At 76.3% G+C, this 15,869-nt stretch carries 15 protein-coding genes; 11 read left to right on the forward strand and 4 right to left on the reverse strand.

What is annotated here, in order from left to right:
• Positions 1-81: 81 nt before the first annotated feature.
• Positions 82-1,548 (forward strand): AMP-binding protein, encoded by a 1,467-nt coding sequence (locus C7C46_RS10515; RefSeq protein WP_110668184.1) that lies wholly within the window; start codon positions 82-84, stop codon positions 1,546-1,548.
• A gap of 75 nt (positions 1,549-1,623) precedes the next feature.
• Here the strand turns inward: C7C46_RS10515 and C7C46_RS10520 are convergent, their stop codons facing one another.
• A complete protein-coding gene (locus C7C46_RS10520; protein WP_110668186.1) occupies positions 1,624-2,187 on the reverse strand; it encodes an FHA domain-containing protein in 564 nt (187 codons plus the stop codon).
• 171 nt (positions 2,188-2,358) lie between these two features.
• Between C7C46_RS10520 and C7C46_RS10525 the strand changes: the two genes are divergently transcribed.
• The 3 genes from C7C46_RS10525 (at position 2,359) to C7C46_RS10535 (ending at position 5,444) form a co-directional block, all read left to right on the forward strand.
• The gene (locus C7C46_RS10525) at positions 2,359-3,315 is read left to right on the forward strand and encodes an ROK family protein (RefSeq protein ID WP_110668188.1); all 957 of its coding nucleotides are present in this window, start codon (positions 2,359-2,361) and stop codon (positions 3,313-3,315) included.
• A 211-nt stretch (positions 3,316-3,526) separates the two neighbouring features.
• The gene (locus C7C46_RS10530; RefSeq protein WP_110668190.1) at positions 3,527-4,564 is read left to right on the forward strand and encodes an NUDIX hydrolase; all 1,038 of its coding nucleotides are present in this window, start codon (positions 3,527-3,529) and stop codon (positions 4,562-4,564) included.
• A 64-nt stretch (positions 4,565-4,628) separates the two neighbouring features.
• Positions 4,629-5,444 (forward strand): DUF4184 family protein, encoded by an 816-nt coding sequence (locus tag C7C46_RS10535; protein ID WP_110668192.1) that lies wholly within the window; start codon positions 4,629-4,631, stop codon positions 5,442-5,444.
• 67 nt (positions 5,445-5,511) lie between these two features.
• Here the strand turns inward: C7C46_RS10535 and C7C46_RS10540 are convergent, their stop codons facing one another.
• Positions 5,512-6,876, reverse strand: a complete 1,365-nt coding sequence (locus C7C46_RS10540; RefSeq protein WP_110668194.1) for a dipeptidase — start codon at positions 6,874-6,876, stop codon at positions 5,512-5,514.
• 236 nt (positions 6,877-7,112) lie between these two features.
• Here C7C46_RS10540 and C7C46_RS10545 point away from each other — a divergent pair, with 236 nt between their 5' ends.
• The 6 genes from C7C46_RS10545 to C7C46_RS10570 all read left to right on the forward strand — a co-directional run bounded on the left by C7C46_RS10545 (position 7,113) and on the right by C7C46_RS10570 (position 12,733).
• Positions 7,113-8,324 carry a geranylgeranyl reductase family protein gene (locus C7C46_RS10545; RefSeq protein WP_110668293.1) on the forward strand — a complete coding sequence of 404 codons (1,212 nt, stop codon included), beginning with the start codon at positions 7,113-7,115 and terminating at the stop codon, positions 8,322-8,324.
• A gap of 90 nt (positions 8,325-8,414) precedes the next feature.
• Complete coding sequence (locus tag C7C46_RS10550; protein ID WP_110668196.1) at positions 8,415-9,611, forward strand: sensor histidine kinase; 1,197 nt, start codon at positions 8,415-8,417, stop codon at positions 9,609-9,611.
• The gene (locus tag C7C46_RS10555; protein WP_110668199.1) at positions 9,608-10,279 is read left to right on the forward strand and encodes a response regulator transcription factor; all 672 of its coding nucleotides are present in this window, start codon (positions 9,608-9,610) and stop codon (positions 10,277-10,279) included. Before C7C46_RS10550 ends, C7C46_RS10555 begins: the two co-directional genes overlap by 4 nt.
• Positions 10,280-10,665: 386 nt before the next feature.
• The gene (locus C7C46_RS10560) at positions 10,666-11,436 is read left to right on the forward strand and encodes an enoyl-CoA hydratase family protein (RefSeq protein ID WP_110668202.1); all 771 of its coding nucleotides are present in this window, start codon (positions 10,666-10,668) and stop codon (positions 11,434-11,436) included.
• A 60-nt stretch (positions 11,437-11,496) separates the two neighbouring features.
• On the forward strand, positions 11,497-12,252 hold the full coding sequence (locus C7C46_RS10565) for an acyltransferase (protein WP_110668204.1): 756 nt from the start codon (positions 11,497-11,499) through the stop codon (positions 12,250-12,252).
• A 16-nt stretch (positions 12,253-12,268) separates the two neighbouring features.
• The gene (locus C7C46_RS10570) at positions 12,269-12,733 is read left to right on the forward strand and encodes a GNAT family N-acetyltransferase (RefSeq protein ID WP_110668206.1); all 465 of its coding nucleotides are present in this window, start codon (positions 12,269-12,271) and stop codon (positions 12,731-12,733) included.
• 18 nt (positions 12,734-12,751) lie between these two features.
• Here the strand turns inward: C7C46_RS10570 and C7C46_RS10575 are convergent, their stop codons facing one another.
• The gene (locus tag C7C46_RS10575; RefSeq protein WP_110668208.1) at positions 12,752-13,231 is read right to left on the reverse strand and encodes a HutD/Ves family protein; all 480 of its coding nucleotides are present in this window, start codon (positions 13,229-13,231) and stop codon (positions 12,752-12,754) included.
• Between the two features lie 39 nt (positions 13,232-13,270).
• Positions 13,271-14,542: an MFS transporter gene (locus C7C46_RS10580; RefSeq protein ID WP_110668210.1), complete on the reverse strand. Its 1,272-nt coding sequence runs from the start codon at positions 14,540-14,542 to the stop codon at positions 13,271-13,273.
• A 17-nt stretch (positions 14,543-14,559) separates the two neighbouring features.
• Between C7C46_RS10580 and C7C46_RS10585 the strand changes: the two genes are divergently transcribed.
• Complete coding sequence (locus C7C46_RS10585; protein ID WP_110668212.1) at positions 14,560-15,795, forward strand: ROK family protein; 1,236 nt, start codon at positions 14,560-14,562, stop codon at positions 15,793-15,795.
• Positions 15,796-15,869 lie beyond the last annotated feature (74 nt).

Raw genomic sequence — 15,869 nt, forward strand, 5'->3', positions numbered from 1 at the left:
ACCAGCAACACACCGACACAGGGTGGGTTCCCCCGGTTCTTCCGGGTGGGGGACCCACCCTGCGGCCGTTAGAGTGCGGGCGTGGACTTGTTGACGGCACTTCAGGGCGGCTTCGGCGACGCCCCCGACGCTCTGGTGATCGACGGTCGGCAGCTCAGCCGGGAGCAACTGCTGGGCGCGGCCGGTGCGGTGGCGGCCAGAATCGGCGGGGCGCAGGCGCTGGCGGTCCTGGCCCGGCCGACCGCCGAGACGGTGGTCGCCGTGGTCGGCGGCCTGCTCGCGGGCGTGCCCGTGGTGCCGGTGCCGCCGGATGCCGGGCCGGTGGAGCGCGGCCACATCCTGCGCGACAGCGGCGCGCAGCTGCTGGCCTGCGCCGACGGGCCGGTGGCGGGCGGTGCGGGTGCCAGGGCCGGGGCCGGGGTCGGTGGGGTCGGCGGTACAGGTCATGACGCGCTGCCGGCGGTCGAGGCGCTGCCGGTGGACCTGGCCGAGCGGTACGACGCCCGGCTGCCGGAACCGGCGCCGGAGCGGCCCGCGTTCGTGCTCTACACCTCCGGGACCACCGGGCCCCCCAAGGGCGCCGTGCTGTCCCGGCGCGCGGTGGCGGCCGACCTGGACGCCTTGGCCGCCGCCTGGGCCTGGACCGCCGAGGACACCCTGGTGCACGGCCTGCCGCTGTTCCACGTGCACGGGCTGGTGCTCGGAGTGCTGGGCGCGCTGCGGACCGGGAGCCGGCTGGTGCACACCGGTCGGCCGACCCCCGAGGCCTACGCCAAGGCGCAGGGCTCGCTCTACTTCGGCGTGCCGACCGTCTGGTCCCGGGTGGCCGCCGACGAGTCGGCCGCGCAGGCGCTGGCCGGGGCCCGGCTGCTGGTCTCGGGGAGCGCGCCGCTGCCGGTGCCGGTCTTCGAGCGGCTGGCGGAGCTGACCGGGCACCAGCCGATCGAGCGGTACGGCATGACCGAGACCCTGATCACCGTGAGCACCCGGGCGGACGGCGAGCGTCGGCCCGGCAGCGTCGGCCTGCCGCTGGCGGGGATCGCCACCCGGCTGGTCGGTGAGGACGGCGAGCCGGTGCCCAGCGACGGGGAGTCGGTGGGCGAGCTCCAGGTGAGCGGGGCGACCCTGTTCGACGGCTACCTCAACCGCCCGGCCGCCGACGCCGAGGTGCGTACGGCGGACGGCTGGTTCCGCACCGGGGACGTGGCCACCATCGGCCCCGACGGCTTCCACCGGATCGTCGGCCGTGCCTCGGTGGACCTGATCAAGAGCGGTGGCTTCAAGATCGGCGCCGGCGAGGTCGAGGCCGCGCTCCGGGACCACCCCGCCGTGGCCGACGCCGCGGTGGTGGGCGCACCGGACGCGGACCTGGGGCAGCGGGTGGTGGCGTTCGTGGTGGCGGACGGAGAGGTGACGGGGGACCAGCTCAGCAGCTTCGTTGCCGACCGCCTGTCCGTCCACAAGCGGCCCCGGGAGGTCGTGCTGGTGGCGGAGCTGCCCCGGAACGCGATGGGGAAGGTGCTGAAGAAGCGCTTGCTGGAGGGCTAGGGGGCGGCGCGACCGCGTTCGGGCAGCGGGTTGGCCACGCCGGGGGCCGGCGGAGCCAACGGAGCTGACCCCCCGTCAGCCCGCCGCGAGGCGGAAGGCGAGGTTGCCGAAGGTGACCCGGTCGCCGGGGCGGACCGGGACGGCGCCGGTGACGCGGTGGCCGTTGACGTGGGTGCCGTTGGTGGAGCCGAGGTCGCGCAGGGTCCAGCCGTGCGGGTAGCGGCGCAGTTCGGCGTGGTTGCGGGAGACCGAGGCGTCGCTCAGCCGCAGGTCGCTGCCCGGGGCGCGGCCGATCCGCAGGGCGGGCGGGCCCAGCTGGGGCAGGGTCAGCCCGGGTAGCCGCTCGGTGTGCCAGGCGTCGCGCAGCCGGACGGTGAACGCGGACAGCCGCCCCACGGTGCGCAGCGCGAGCCGGGCCAGCAGGCCGTCGGCGGGCAGGTCGGCCAGTACGGAGTCCAACTCGCCGCGGCTGCGCGCGGTGAGCACCAGCTCCATCCGGCGCATGAAGGTGTCGTGCGAGAGCCGGCCGTCGCCCGCGCCCTGCCGCAGCATCCCGAGCGCCCGCTCCCGGTCGGCCTCCGAGGGGCGGTCGAGCAGTCCGGAGACGGCCGCGTCGGTCCGGAACTCAGGGGCACTCATGCACCAGATTGTCGGTCCGGCCGGCCGCCCCTGTCCAGGAGCTTCGCAGTACCGGGGGCGACGATCGGTGCAGGTGGTGCCCGCGGAGCTGACGATGTGTCGAGCGGGTAGGGTCTGCGGCGGGTTCGGACCGTGCGGGGCCGGACCGGGACGAGAGCGGGGCGTGTTTCGATGCTGGGTGGGCAGTCGGTGGACGGTCAGGCCCTGGTGCTGGCGGTCGACATCGGTGGGACGAAGATCGCCGGTGCGCTGGTGGGTGCCGAGGACGGGGTGCTGCACTGCCGCACCGAGCGGCCGACCCGGGCCGCCGAGGGCGGTCAGGCGGTGCTCGACTCGCTGGCCGAGGTGGTCGGCCGGCTGCGCGGGCTGCCCGAGTGGCCCCGGGTGCGGCTGGTCGGCGTGGGCAGCGCGGGGCCGGTGGACACGCTGCGCGGCACGGTCAGCCCGGTGAACATCCCCGGCTGGCGCGACTTCCCGCTGCTGCGCGAGCTGGACCGGCTGACCGACGGGCTGCCCGGCGTGCTGACCGGCGACGGGGTGGCGATGGCGGCCGCCGAGCACTGGCGCGGTGCGGCCCGCGGCTTCGACAACGCGCTGTGCATGGTGGTCTCCACCGGGGTCGGCGGCGGCCTGGTGCTGGGCGGTGCGCTGTACCCCGGGCCGACCGGGAACGCCGGGCACATCGGCCACATCACCGTGGACCTGGAGGGCGAGCCGTGCCCGTGCGGCAGCCGCGGCTGCCTGGAGCTGCTGGCCAGCGGTACCGCGATCGCCCGGCACGCGGTGGCGGCGGGGTGGCGGCCGCGCTCCGGTGCGGCCGGTGCCGCGGCCGTCGCTGAGTCGGCCCGGGACGGCGACCCCCGGGCGCTGGCCGCCTTCGCAAGGGCCGGCCAGGCGCTGGCGGCCGGGATCGCGGCCACCGCGACCCTGGTCGAACTGGACGTGGTGGTGATCGGCGGCGGCGTGGCGCAGTCCGGCGACCTGCTGCTGGGCCCGCTGCGGGCCCGGCTGGCGGAGTACGCGACGCTGCCCTACGTGCGCGGCCTGCGGATCGAGTCGGCGGCGCTGGCCACCGATGCCGGCCTGGTGGGAGCCGCGGCCGCGGCGCTGTGGGCCGTCGAGAAGTGACCGGCGTACGGAGCGCACGCCCGGCGCGCAGCCGCGTGCGCACTACGGCGGGAGGTGCGCCCGACCAGCGGGTGCGCCGGGCGGCGGTCCGTCGGGTGACGGTGCGTCAGACAACCAGGAGTGCGGGGTCGGGGCCGACGGGTACCACCCGAGAGGAAGCCGCGGCGCGCGGGACCCACCGCGCCCAGGCCGCCCGAGGTCAGGGGGACGCGTGATCGTCTGGGTCAACGGGACGTTCGGGGCGGGCAAGACCAGTGCCTGCCGGGAGCTGGTCGAGCTGCTGCCGGACAGCACGCTCTACGATCCGGAGGTGGTCGGCGCCACGCTGCGCCGGCTGCTGCCGGCCCGGCGGCTGGCCGGGGTCACCGATGTCCAGGACCTGCCGGCCTGGCGGAAACTGGTCCCGCAGGTGGCGGCCGCCCTGCTGGCCGAGGTGCCGGGCACCCTGGTGGTGCCGATGACGGTGCTGCGCGAGGAGTACCGGGACGAGATCTTCGGCGCGCTTGCGGCCCGCGGGCTGACCGTGCACCATTTCGTGCTGCACGCTGAGGAAACGATCCTGCGGGACCGGATCGCGAGCAGCGGAGAGGTCCCGGGCGACCCGGCGGCCGGCGAGCGGGTGCGGCAGTGGCGGTACGAGCAGTTGTCGCGGTACCAGGCGGCCCGGGAGTGGCTGCACCGGGACGCACACGTGCTGGACACCGGGGCGCTGACCCCGCGCCAGGTGGCGCAGACGCTGGCCGCGCTGGTCAAGGAGGGCAGCGCGCGCTGTCCGATCGTGCGCAGCGCCGATTCGACGGGCGACACCACGGCCTCCGCGGTGCTCTTCTTCGACGAGCGGGACCGGGTGCTGCTGGTCGACCCGGTGTACAAGCCCGGCTGGGAGTTCCCCGGCGGGGTGGTGGAGCGCGGCGAGGCCCCCACCCAGGCGGCGGTGCGCGAGGCGGCCGAGGAGCTGGGCGTCACGCTGGCCCCCGAGCGGCTGCGGCTGCTCGCGGTCGACTGGGAGCCCAGGCGCGGCGAGCACCGGGGCGGGATGCGGCTGGTCTACGACGGCGGGCAGCTGAGCGCGGGTCAGCAGGAAGGCCTGCGGCTGCCGCCGGACGAGCTGCGCGCCTGGCGGTTCGTCACCCTGCCGGAGGCGGCCGAGCTGCTCTCGCCCGGGCGGCTGGCCCGGCTGCGGGGTGCGCTGGCGGCGCGGCGGGCGGGCCGGCCCAGCTACCTCGAGGCCGGCCGGCCGACGGGGTAGCGGTGACCGGTGGGGTGGCGGTGGCCGGCGTGACGGGGCGGGGTGCACGGGGCAGGATGGGCGCATGCCGTTCACCTTCAGTCACCCGGCCGCCGTGCTCCCCCTGTTGCGCGGGCTGCGGGGGCGCGGGCCGCTGGTCGCCGCCGGGCTGGTGGCCGGGTCGATGGCACCCGATCTGCCGTTCTTCGCGGCCTCCTGCCGGGGCGGCCTGTACCGGCACGGGGCGCTGACCCACCGGTGGTGGGCGGTGCCGACGGTGGACGTGGCGCTGGCCGGGGCACTGGTCGCCGGCTGGGAGTCGGTGCTGCGCCGGCCGCTGCTCGGGCTGCTGCCGCCGCGGTGGGCCGGGCCCGCGCTGGCGGCCACCGCACCGGGGCCGCGGCCCGCCACGGCGGCCGGGTTCGCGCTCTCCGCCGCGATCGGGGCCGCCACCCACGTGGGATGGGACGCGTTCACCCATCCCGGGCGGGCCGGGACCAGGCTGCTGCCGGTGCTGCAGCGCGAGGCGGCCGGGGTGCCGCTGGCCACGGTCGCGCAGTACGCGAGCTCGGCGGTGGCGCTGGGCGTGCTGGCCCGTCACCTCGGACGCGAGCTGGGCGGCCCGGAGCCGGCGGCGCACCCGGCGCCCGACCCGCACCCGGCGCCGGAGGCGGCCGTGCCGCCGCCCGGCCGGGCGGCGCGGCGGGCCGTCGTGCTGCTGGCCACCGCCGCGGGGGCGGCGCACCGGGTGGCCCGGGCCCGCCAGGTCCGGGGCGGGCGGCCGAGCCTGATCGCCGACCTCTGTTTCGGCGGCGGGGCCGGCGCGGTGGCGGGCACCGCGCTGCTCGCGCTCGCCGACCGGGCGGCGCAGCGGCGGTACCGGCCGGCGGAGTTCGGGTAGCGGGCGCCGGTGCACCCGTCCGCGGGTGTTGCCAGAGCTCCGGCCCAGGGGCCCGCCGGTCGCCGGGTCAGTTGCCCCAGGTCGCGGCGTACTCGCGCAGGAAGAGGGCCTCGGTGAGCGCCATCCGCTGCAGCTCGGCCGGGTCCACGCTCTCGTCCAGGGCGTGGATCTGGCAGCCCGGCTCCTCGACCCCGATCAGCACGATCTCCGCGCTCGGGTACAGGGTGCGCAGCGTGTTGCAGAGCGGGATCGAGCCGCCCTCGCCGGCCACCACCATCTCCTGCCCGAACGCCTCCCGCATCGCGGTCCGCAGCGCCTCGTAGGCCGGCCCGGAGGTCTCGGCCAGGAACGGCGAGCCGCCCGGCAGCGGGGTCAGCCGCAGCGACACGTGCCAGGGCGCCACCGACTCCAGGTGCGCGATCAGCTTGGCCTGCGCCCCGTCCACGTCCATGCCCGGCGGCACCCGCAGGCTCACCTTGGCCCGGGCGCCGGCCTGCACCGAGGAGGTGGAGTGCAGCACCGAGGGCACGTCGATGCCCAGCACGGTGACCGCCGGGCGGGCCCAGAGCCGGTCGGCGATCTCGCCGCCGCCGATCAGCCCGACCCCCTCCAGTACCCGGGCGTCGGCCCGGAACCGGTCCTCGGGGTAGCTGACGCCGGGCCAGGTCTGGTCGGCCGGCAGGTCCTTGATGGTGGTGGCGCCCTGCTCGTCGTAGAGGGTGCCGAGCATCTTGATCAGCGCGGCCAGCGCGTCCGGGGCCGCACCGCCGAACTGGCCCGAGTGCAGGTTGCCCGCCAGTGTGCGGACCTCGACCTCGACCTCGGTGATGCCGCGCAGCGAGGCGGTCGCGGTGGGCAGCCCGTTGGCGAAGTTGCCCACGTCGCCGATCACGATGGCGTCCGCCAGCAGCAGCTCCGGCGCGCCGAGGGCGTACTTCTCCATGCCGCCGGTGCCCTGCTCCTCGGAGCCCTCGACGATCACCTTCAGGTTGACCGGGAGCGTCCCGTCGACCTGGCGCAGCGCCCGCAGGGCCGTCAGGTGCATCAGGATGTTGCCCTTGCAGTCGGCGGCGCCGCGCCCGTACCAGCGGCCGTCCCGCTCGGTGAGCTCGAACGGCGGGGAGGTCCAGCCGCCGGCGTCCAGCTCGGGCTGCACGTCGTAGTGGGCGTAGAGCAGCACGGTCGGCGCGTCGTCACGGGTGATCAGCTCGCCGTAGACGGACTGGGTGCCGTCCGGCGTGTCGAGCAGCCGGACCTCCGTCAGGCCCTCGGCGCGCAGGGCGTCGGCGACCCACTGGGCGGCGGCGCGGCACTCCTGCTCCAGGCCGAGCTCGGGGTCGGCGACGGACGGGAAGGCGACCAGCTCGGCCAGTTCGTGGCGGGCACGGGGCATCAGGTCGCGGACTGCGGTGGCGAGATCGGGTGCGATCATGAGGGCCTCCGGGGAGTGGGTGATCACCTGGCCCGTCGAGCATAGGCGCCGCCGCCAGGGGTGTTGTCGGGACGTACCGCAGCTCGACCGTGTCGCGGCGCATAGGATGACTCGCCGTGAGAGACTCCGGTAACGCCCCTGACGCCAGCCTGCCCTTCGACGCCCTCGAGGCCGTCGATGACCTGGATGACCCGGTGGCGGACGATCCGCTGGAGGACGTCCCGCCGGCGGACGAGCTGCCGGCGGAGGCCGGCGAGGACGGCAGCAGCGAGCAGCTCGACGGGATCTGGGACGTCGTGGTGGTCGGCGCCGGCCCGGCCGGTTCCTCGGCCGCGTACGCGGCCGCGGTGCAGGGCCGCCGGGTGCTGCTGCTGGACAAGGCCGAGCACCCCCGCTACAAGACCTGCGGCGGCGGCATCATCGGGCCGTCCCGGGACAGCCTGCCGCCGGACTTCAAGATCCCGTTCCAGGACCGGGTCAGCGCCGTCACCTTCGCGCTGAACGGCCGCTTCACCCGGACCCGGCGCTCCAAGCGGATGCTGTTCGGGCTGGTCAACCGGAACGAGTTCGACCTGCGCCTGGTCGAGGCCGCGCAGCAGGCGGGCGCCGTGCTGGTCACCGGGGTGACCGCGACCGGCGTCGAGCAGGGCGGCGCGGACCGGCGCACGGTCGCGGTGACGCTGGCCGACGGACGCTCGGTGCGGGCCCGCGCGGTGGTCGGGGCGGACGGCAGCGCGAGCCGGATCGGCCGGCACGTCGGGGTCACCTTCGACCAGATCGACCTGGGCCTGGAGGCCGAGATCCCGGTGCCCGAGCGGGTGGCCCGGGACTGGGCCGGCCGGATCCACCTGGACTGGGGTCCGCTGCCCGGCAGTTACGGCTGGGTCTTCCCCAAGACCGACTCGGGCACGCTGACCGTCGGAGTCATCTCGGCGCGCGGCGACGGCGAGCGGACCAAGGCGTACCTGGCGGACTACATCCGCCGGCTCGGGCTGTCCGGGTTCACCCCTGCCGTGGAGTCCGGGCACCTGACCCGCTGCCGGGCCGAGGACTCGCCGCTCTCCCGCGGCCGGGTGCTGGTGGCCGGCGACGCGGCCGGGCTGCTCGAGCCGTGGACCCGGGAGGGGATCTCCTACGCGCTGCGCTCCGGGCGGCTGGCGGGGGAGTGGGCGGCGCAGGTCGCCGAGGCGGAGGCGCCCGGTGACGTGCGGCGGCAGGCGCTGAACTACGCGTTCGCGGTCAAGGCCGGGCTGGGAGTGGAGATGCGGGCGGGCAAGGTGATGCTGGAGGCCTTCGAGCGGCGGCCGCACCTGTTCCACCTGGCGGTCTGCCTGATCGGCCCGGCCTGGCGCGCCTTCGCCCGGACCACCCAGGGGCACATCACCTTCGCCCAGATCCTGCGCCAGTACGGGGCGGCCCGCCGGCTCGCGGCCCTGGCCTCGCGGTAGTCCTCGGCGGGCGGGTACTCCCGGTGGAGTACGCGCGATCACCCCGGTCGGGCGATGACCGGGCCGGGCGGGTTCGCCTAGCCTGCCGTCATGAGCAGTGAAGCCGCCGGCCGCCCGCTGCCGCCGTGGCGCCGGTCCCGGTGGCCGGTGGTCTCGGCGGTGCTGGTCGCCGTGGTGCAGCTGGGCGGCAGCGTCGGTGCGGCGCACCGTCAGGTGCCGCCCCGGCACGCGCTGGACGCCCTCGGCTACCTGCTCCTGCTGGCCGGCCCCGCCCTGCTGGTGCTGCGCCGGCGGTGGCCGGCCGCGGTGGTGGCCGCGACCGGTGCCGTCACCCTGCTCTACCTGGCGGCCGGCTACCCCTACGGCCCGGTCGTGGTCAGCTTCGCCCTCGCCTACGCCGGTGCGGTCGTCCGCGGCCACCGGCGCGCCGCCGGTGCCACCCTGGGGGCGGTCTCCCTCGGCCACCTGCTGCTCACCTTCGTGCTGCCCGCCTCCTGGCGGCGGGTGCACCCGCCGCAGCACGGCGGCTGGTGGCAGGAGTTGGGCCTGGTAGCGCTGGCGCTGCTACTGGCCGCCGGCGCCGAGCTGACCCGGTTCCGGCACGAGCGGATCGCGGCCCGCCGGGCGGCTGCCCGGGCCGAGGCGCAGCGCCGGGCCGACGAGGAGCGGCTGCGGATGGCCCGCGAGCTGCACGACATCCTGGCGCACAGCATCTCGCTGATCCACCTGCAGGCCGGGGTGGGGCTGGAGCTGATCGACGATCAGCCCGAGCAGGCCCGGGCCGCGCTGCTGACCATCAAGGCGGCCAGCAAGGAGGCGCTCGGCGAGGTCCGCCAGGTGCTGGGCACGCTGCGCGGGCCCGGTGCTTCCGCACCCCGGCGCCCGGTCGCGGGCCTGGACCGGTTGCCGGAGCTGACCGAGCAGGCCGCGCACGCCGGGCTGGCCGTCACCGTCCGCGCGGACGGCGCGGCGCGGACCGTGCCCGCCGGGGTGGGCCTGGCCGCGTTCCGGATCGTCCAGGAGGCGCTGACCAACGTGATCCGGCACTCCACCGCCCGCCGCGCCGAACTGCTGCTGGACTGGACGGACCCGGCGGCGCTGACGGTCCGGCTGACCGACCCGGGCCCCGCTGGCGCCCCCGAGGCCGGCGAGCCGGCCGGGGGCGGCAACGGGCTGGCCGGGATGCGCGAGCGGGCCGCCGCGCTGGGCGGCACCCTGGTGGCGGAGCCGTACCAGGGCGGGTTCCGGGTGGCGGCGCGGCTGCCGACGAGCGGGGAGGACCGATGATCAGGGTGCTGCTGGCCGACGACCAGGTGCTGGTGCGGGCCGGCTTCCGGGCCCTGCTGGACGCCCAGCCGGACCTGGAGGTGGTCGGTGAGGCGGGCGACGGCGAGCAGGCGGTGCGGCTGACGGGCGAGCTGCGACCCGACGTGGTGCTGATGGACATTCGGATGCCGGTGCTGGACGGCCTGGCGGCGACCCGCCGGATCACGGCCCGTCAGGAGCTGGCCGAGGTCCGGGTGGTGGTGCTGACCACCTTCGAGCTGGACGAGTACGTCTTCGAGGCGCTGCGCGGCGGCGCGGCCGGGTTCCTGGTCAAGGACACCGAGCCCGCCGACCTGCTGCGCGCGGTGCGGGTGGTGGCGGCCGGCGACGCGCTGCTGTCACCCGGTGCGACCAGGCGGCTGATCGGCGAGTTCGCGGCCCGGTCCAAGGCCCCGGCGGCGGCCGGCGGCGCGGCGCTGGGGGTGCTGACCGAGCGGGAGCGGGAGGTGGTGGCGCTGGTCGGCCTCGGCCTGTCGAACGAGGAGATCGCCCGGCGGCTGGTGGTCAGTCCGCTGACTGCCAAAACCCACGTGAGCCGGGCGATGGTCAAGCTCGGTACCCGCGACCGCGCGCAACTGGTGGTGCTGGCGTACGAGTCGGGGCTGGTGCGGCCGGGGTGGCTGGGGTGACTGCGGCCGCCGGGGCCGCGCGGCCCCGGCGGCGCGGTGTGACGCAGGTCGCGGCCGGTTGGCAGGAATACGCCATGTACATGCTCGGCAACCGAAGGTAGTGTCGGAACCGCCGACTCGGAGCCAACACTCCGTCACCACAGAGGGAGTACTGCCGCCATGGAGCGCAAGAAGGTCCCCAGAGCCGGTCGGCCGCCGTCCCCGGCGTGCTGATCAGACACGGTGCCCCGCCTCTCCCCCGTAGGCGGGGCACCGTGCTGTTCGCGGCCGGGCGGGGTCGGTGGGAGTCCGGTGGGGTGTGGTGTCCGGGGCGGTCCGCGTGCCAGAGTCCTCGGTGACGTCCGACCCACCCTCACCTCGGATCCCGGAAAGCAGGTCCCACCCCGATGACCAGCGCTGCTGAGCCCCTCGTCCGCGTCCGCACGGCCGACCTCGTCACCACCCTGGAACTGGACTCGCCGCACAACCGCAACGCGCTCTCCACCCGGCTGATGGCGGAGCTCGCGCAAGGGCTGGCCGAGGCCGCCAAGGACCCGCAGGTGCGGGCCGTGGTGCTGGGCCACACCGGCAAGGTGTTCTGCGCCGGGGCCGACCTGTCGGAGGCGACCGGGGACGACCCGACGGTGGGGCCGCGCGGGCTGGTGGAGATCCAGCGGGCCGTCGTGGAGTGCCCCAAGCCGGTGATCGCCCACGTCAACGGCCACGTGCGGGCCGGCGGCCTGGGCCTGCTGGGCGCCTGCGACCTGGTGGTGGCCGGCCCCGCCAGCACCTTCGCCTTCACCGAGGTGCGCCTGGGCCTGGCCCCCGCCGTGATCTCGCTGCCGCTGCGCCCCAAGCTGGAGCCGCGCGCCGCCGCGCGCTACTACCTGACCGGCGAGACCTTCGACGCCGCCGAGGCGGCCCGGATCGGCCTGGTGACGGTGGCCGCCGAGCAGAGCGAGCCGGCCCTGGAGGAGTTGCTGGCCGCGCTGCGGCTGGCCTCGCCGCAGGGCCTGGCCGAGTCGAAGCTACTGGTCAACGCCCCGGTGCTGGCCTCCTTCGACGCCGACACCGAGGCCCGGGTCGAGCAGTCCGCCCGCCTGTTCGGCTCGCCCGAGGCCCAGGCCGGGATGCGGGCCTTCCTGGAGCGCCGCCCGGCGCCGTGGGTCGCGGGCTGACCCGTGTGACCTTCGTCCCGCAGGCGGTCGGCGGGTCTGGCCTGCCGATACGGTGAGCGCATGCCTCTCGCCGCCGCCCGCCTGCTCGCCGCTGCCCGCGCCCGGACCCGTCGCGCCACCGGGCGGGCCGTGCACCGGGCCTGGCGCTGGGTGCAGGAACGCGGCGCGGTCAGCAACCAGCAGCCCGGCCCCTACCGGTTCCACACCCTGGGCGACGGCAGCAAGCTCGCCTTCCCGCTCGGCACGGTCTTCAACGAGCAGTCGATAGCGATCGGCCCGTTCTGCATCATCGGCGAGCGGGTCACCATGTCGGCCGGCTTCCTGCCCGGGCTCGACCTGGGTCCGGAGCCGGTGATCCGGATCGGCGGCGGCTGCGTGATCGGGCGCGGCAGCCACCTGGTGGGCCATCAGTCGATCGTGCTCGGCGACGACGTGTGGACCGGGCCGAACGTCTACATCAGCGACCAGGCGCACGAGTACCGCGACACCACGCTGCCGATCGGCAAGCAGTGGCCGCGCAACGAGCCGGTGGAGATCGGTGCGGGCAGCTGGATCGGCACCGGCGCGGTGATCCTGCCCGGCGCCCGGCTGGGCCGCAACGTCGTGGTCGCGGCCGGCTCGGTGGTGCGCGGCGAGGTGCCCGACTTCGCGGTGGTGGCCGGCGCGCCCGCCCGGGTGGTGCGCAGCTACAGCGAACTGGACGGGTGGCAGCCGCCGTTCCGGTACGAGGCGCCGCAGCCGCTGCCGGAGGGCGTGACGGCCGAGCAGCTGCGTGCCCTGGTGGGGTGGGATCTGCGGCCGCCAGGTGCTGAATAGCTATACAGTTCTATTCATGCATATACAGCTGCGGGTCGGTGAGCCCGCCGACGTCGAACCGATCGCCGAACTGCGCGCCGAGGCGATGCGCCCCGATCTGGAGCGCCTGGGCCGCTATGACGAGGACCGGGTGCGCCGGCGGTTCCGGGAGGCCTACCGGCCCGAGCACACCCGGGTGGTCGAGGTGGACGGGCGGCTGGCCGGCTGCGTGGCGGTCCGACCGGCCGAGGACGGGCACTGGCTGGAGCACTTCTACCTGGACCCGGCGCTGCACGGCCGCGGGATCGGCAGCTCGGTGCTGGCCGGCCTGCTGACCGAGGCGGACGCGGCCGGGCACACGCTGCGGCTCAACGTGCTGCAGGGCAGCCCCGCGCGCCGCTTGTACGAGCGGAGCGGGTTCGTGCTGACCGGGGAGGACCCGATGGACGTGTTCATGGTCCGGCCGCCCGGCAGCGGGGCCGGGTCGGCGGCTGCCCGCTGAGGGGGGAGCGGCCCCGGGTCAGAGGGTCACCACGACCTGGCGGCCCGGTGGGAGCGGGGCCGTGTCGGGGGCGCTGACCAGCAGCGCGTCGTAGCCGTCCAGGTCGACCGCCAGCTGCGGGTGCCCGGGGGCCGGCCGAAGCTCGGGCCCCGGGTGCAGCGCCACCTCGGCGCCGGCGTGACGGGTGATCAGGTTCAGCACCGTCACCGGCCCGTCCAGCAGCCGCGCGCCGGTCGCCGCCGCCCCCGGGAAGGCGAACGGCTCGAGTGGCCCGATCCGCACCGGCGCGGCCTGGCCCACCGTCAGCTCGACCCCCGCCCCGGCCACCACCGTGAAGATCCGGTGGCAGTCGGGGAAAACCGAGAACGGTCCGTCGGCCTCGATCTCGGCGAGGCTGACGCGTGAGAAGTCGGTCAGGGCGACTTCCCGGGTGAGGCCACCGCCGTTGCGCCACGGGGTGGCTCGGCGGACGGCGGCGGGGAGGAAGGTCACGGGCATGAGGGGCAGCCTAGGTGTTCCGGCCGCCGGGGGCCCGGCTCACCGGTCCTGGCGCGCGAAGCGGGGCCGGTGCGCCAGCAGCGCCAGCCCCGCGGCTCCCGCGCCGGCGGCGGCCACCGTGGTCAGCGCCACCGGCAGGCTCACCGCGTCCGCCAGGAACCCGATCACCGGCGGGCCGATCAGCATCCCGCCGTACCCGAGGGTGGAGGCCAGTGCGACCCCGTGCGGCCCGCCCGCCTCGCCGGCCCGGGCGATCGCCAGCGGGAACAGGTTGGACAGGCCCAGCCCCACCAGCACGAACCCGCCCAGCACCGCGGGCACCGACGGCGTCAGCGCCGCGACCAGCATCCCGACCCCCGCCAGCAGGCCGCCGGCCGCCATCACCCGGGCCGGCCCGAACCTGATCGAGAGCCAGGTCCCGGCCAGCCGCCCGGCGGTCATTGCGAAGGCGTAGGCCGCGAACCCGAACGCGGCCAGCCCGGCACCGGCGTGCACGTCGTCCGTCAGGTGCAGGGTGGCCCAGTCCGCCAGCGAGCCCTCCCCGTACGCGTCGAACAGCGCGGTCAGCCCGAGCAGCAGGACCAGGACGCGGGCGTGCGGGAGGCCCTTCGCGGTGCGCTCGGTGCGCTCGGTACGTCCGGCGGGCTCGGCGCGCCGCACCGGTGCCACCGGCGGGCTCGGGTGGCTGCGCAGCAGCACCGCGCCGGCCGCGCCGGTCACCAGCACGCCCAGCGCCGCGCTCAGGCCCAGCGCCCAGGTGGCCGTCAGCCGGCCGGCCAGCAGCCCGCCGACCGAGGCGCCGACCAGCCCGCCCAGGCTGTACCCGGCGTGGAAGCTCGGCATCACCGGGCGGCGCAGCTCGGCCACCACCTCCACGGCCGCGCTGTTCATCGCGACGTTGGCCGCGCCGTACGCGGCGCCGAAGAGCAGCAGTACTGCGCCGAGCAGCGGCACCGAGTGGGTGTGCGGCGGCAGCGCCACGGCCGCGCTGAGCAGCACCAGCGAGGCCACCGTGACGCGTCGGGTGCCGAAGCGGACGCAGAGCCGGCCGACCAGCGGCATGGTGGCCACCGCGCCTGCCGAGACGCAGAGCAGGGCCAGCCCGAGCGCCGAGTGCGAGGCGTGCACCTGGGCCCGGATGTCGGGGATGCGGACCACCCAGGCGGCGAACAGGTAGCCGTCGAGGGCGAAGAACGCGGTGATCGCGAGCCGGGCGGCACTCCAGGCACGGGGCTGCGCTGGGCCGGTCGGGTGAGAGTCGGTGGCCACTGGACGGGGAAGGGCGGCTGGCTTTTTGTTTAGGAGCGGCACAAAGTCAGAATAGAGGAGTGTCGAACCCGTCCACAACCCGCCCCGGCCCCGGCCCCGGCCGCCGCCCCGCCCCCGACCGGGGCCGCACGCTGCTGGGCCCCGCCCTGCGCCTGATCCACACCGGGCGCACCCCCACCCGCTCCGCCCTCACCACCGCGCTGGAGGTCACCCGGGCCACCGCCGGTGCGGTGGCCGGCGAACTCGCCGCGCTCGGCCTGGTGACGGTCGACGAACACCCGATCGGCACCGGCCGCGGCCGCCCCTCGCACCGGCTCGGCCTGGCCCCCGACGGACCGGTGGTACTCGCCGCCCAGGTGCACTTCGACATGCTCTCGGTCGCCCTGGCCGGCCTCGGCGGCGAGCTCGGCGAGGCGGTCTACCTCCCGCTGCCCGCCGCCACCGACCCCGAGCCGATACTCGCCACGATCGCCGCCGCCGGGGCCGCGCTGGTCCGGGCCCAGCGCCGCCGCTGCCTGGGCGCGGCCCTCGCGCTGCCCAACCCCGTGCGCGAGCCGGACGGGACGGCGCCGGCCGCGCTGCACTTCGGCTGGCCCGGCGGGACTCCGGTGGTGCAACTGTTCGCGGACGCGATCGCGGCCCAGGACCTGGGCCCCCGGGGGCGAGTCCCGCTGCCCACCGCGGTGGCCAACGACGCCAACCTCGCCGCGCTGGCCGAACACCGCCACGGCGCCGGCCGCGACGCCCGCCACCTGCTGCTGGTCACCTCCGGCCACCGCGGCGTGGGCGGCGCGCTGGTGGTGGACGGCCGGCTGCACACCGGCAGCGCCGGCCTCGCCCTGGAGGTGGGCCACCTGACGGTGGATCCGCTCGGGCGGCCCTGCCCGTGCGGGAACCGGGGCTGCCTGAACGTGGAGACGGACCCGGAGGCGCTGTTCTCCGCCGCCGGGCGCGCGGTGGACCCGTCCCGCCCCCTGCTCGACCAGGCCCGCGAGCTGGCCCGCGACCCCTCGGCCCGCGCGGCCGTGGACACCGTGGTGGACCGCCTCGCACTGGGCCTGGCGGGCCTGGCCAACATCCTCAACCCGGACCGCATCGTGCTCAGCGGCCTCCACCAGGACCTGCTCGCCGCCGCGCCGACCCGGCTGCCCGAGCTGGTGGCCCGGCACAGCCTCTGGGGTCGCTGCGACCAGGTCCCGGTGGTCGCGGCCGAGGTCTGCCACGCGGGCCTGGTGGGCGCGGCGGAGTTCGCCTGGGAGCCGTACCTGAGGGACCCTCAGGCGGTCGCGGGCTGAGGGGCGGGGCCCCTCATGCGGTGGGGCTCCATGGTGGCGGCCCCTCCCTGCCCTGGCTGCGCTCGTGTGTCGAT

This window comes from Streptomyces tateyamensis (assembly GCF_003205575.1).
In the GTDB taxonomy this organism is placed as follows: Bacteria; Actinomycetota; Actinomycetes; order Streptomycetales; family Streptomycetaceae; genus Kitasatospora; species Kitasatospora tateyamensis.